This window comes from Mycobacterium sp. (assembly GCF_035603715.1).
Taxonomy (GTDB): Bacteria; Actinomycetota; Actinomycetes; order Mycobacteriales; family Mycobacteriaceae; genus Mycobacterium.
The window spans coordinates 1-2,025 of record NZ_DATNJW010000497.1; the positions used below are offsets into that span (position 1 = coordinate 1).

General features: G+C 70.1%; 2 protein-coding genes. Both read left to right on the plus strand.

Features of this window, described 5'->3' with window-relative positions:
- A partial coding sequence (gene ssd / locus VN856_RS20685; RefSeq protein ID WP_325692416.1) for a septum site-determining protein Ssd occupies positions 1–800 on the plus strand: 800 nt, incomplete at its 5' end.
- Positions 797–1,960, plus strand: coding sequence for a TadA family conjugal transfer-associated ATPase (locus tag VN856_RS20690; protein WP_325692418.1), 1,164 nt, complete (start codon positions 797–799; stop codon positions 1,958–1,960). The genes ssd and VN856_RS20690, both read left to right, overlap by 4 nt.
- The last annotated feature ends 65 nt before the right edge of the window (positions 1,961–2,025 follow it).

Sequence of the window (2,025 nt, forward strand, 5' to 3'; positions counted from 1 at the left end):
ATGTGCTGAAACTGCCTGCGCAAGAACACGATCTGGTCCGCGAGTTGGCGGACGCGGGTGATTCGGCGCGCGAAGACGGCGCCGGTGGCGCGGTAGTGGCGGTGATCGGCGGGCGTGGCGGGGCGGGTGCCTCACTGTTCGCGGTCGCGCTGGCGCAGTCGGCGAGCGATTCGCTGCTGGTCGACGTCGATCCCTGGGCCGGTGGCATCGATCTGTTGGTCGGCGCGGAGACGACGCCCGGCGTGCGCTGGCCCGATCTGGCGCTGCAGGGCGGACGGCTGACCTGGTCGGCGGTGCGCGACGCGTTACCGCGACACCGCGGGATCAGCATGCTGTCGGGCACTCGGCGCGGCGACGAGTTGGACGCCGGCGCGGTGCAGGCCGTCATCGACGCAGGCCGTCGCGGCGGTGCGACCGTGATTTGCGACCTCCCGCGTCGATTAACCACCGCCGTCGAGACTGTCTTGGAGACAGCCGATCTCGTCGTCGTGATCAGCCCGTGCGATGTACGGGCCTGCGCGGCGACCGCCACAATGGCCCCAATGCTCGCCGGCTTGAATCCCAATATCGGGCTGGTGGTGCGAGGCCCGTCCCCGGGCGGTCTGCGGGCCGAGGAGGTGGCTGAGATCGCCGGGTTACCGCTGCTCGTGTCGATGAAGCCAGATCCACGGCTGGCCCGGCAACTCGAGCAGGGCGGCCTGCGCTCGGGACGGCGTTCGGCGCTGGCGGTGGCGGCTCGCCGCGTCCTGGCGGTGCTGCCGACGTACCCGGGCGATCAGCTCGATCGCCGCGCGGCATGACGGGCTCGCTGATCGACCGCGTGCGCGAGCGGCTGGCGACCGAATCCGTTCCGTTGCGACCCAAAGTGGTGGCCGACGCGATCCGGGCCGAGTCCGGTGGCGTACTCGGCGACACCGAGTTGCTGAGCAATCTGCGGATACTGCAGACCGAGCTGACCGGTGCGGGGATCCTCGAACCACTGTTGTGCGCCGACGGGACGACCGACGTGCTGGTCAGTGCGCCGGACGCGGTGTGGATTGACGACGGAAACGGTCTGCGGCGCAGTGATATTCAGTTCACCGACGAAGCCGCTGTCCGTCGTCTGGCGCAGCGGCTGGCACTGGCGGCCGGCCGGCGTCTCGATGATGCGCAGCCATGGGTCGACGGTCAGCTGACCGGGCTGGGCACCGGCGACTTCGCGGTCCGGCTGCACGCCGTCCTACCGCCGGTCGCCGTGGCCGGCACCTGCCTGTCGCTGCGCGTGCTGCGGCCGGCTACTCAGGACCTGTCCGCATTGATCGCCGCCGGTGCCATCGCACCCGCAGCCGCCGAACTGCTCGACGACATCATCGCAGCGAGGCTGGCTTTTCTGGTGTCGGGCGGCACCGGCGCGGGCAAAACCACCCTGCTGTCAGCGATGCTGAACGCAGTGCCACCCGACGAGCGAATCGTGTGCGTCGAGGATGCCGCCGAGTTGTCGCCGCCGCATCCGCACCTGGTCAAGCTGGTGGCGCGGTGCGCCAATGTCGAGGGTGTCGGCGAGGTCACCGTGCGCCAACTTGTCCGCCAGGCGCTGCGAATGCGACCGGACCGGATCGTGGTCGGCGAGGTCCGGGGCGCCGAGGTGGTCGATCTGCTCGCGGCGCTGAACACCGGTCATGACGGCGGGGCGGGCACGGTACACGCCAACAACCCCGGCGAAGTCCCGGCCCGGTTGGAGGCCTTGGGCGCCCTCGGTGGTCTGGATCGCATTGCTCTGCACAGCCAACTGGCCGCTGCGGTTCAGGTGCTGCTGCATGTTGCCCGCGATCCCACCGGGCGACGACGCCTCGGTGAAATCGCCGTCCTACGCGAAACCGATGGGCGGGTGCGGGCGGTCACGGTATGGCACGCCGATCGCGGCCTGACCGACGAGGCCGCCGACTTGTATCGGCTGCTGCAGAGCCGTGCCGCGTCATGACAGGACCGGTGGCCGCCGCGCTGGCGTTGTCCGTTGCGGTGCTGGTACTTCCGTCGTCACCGCGG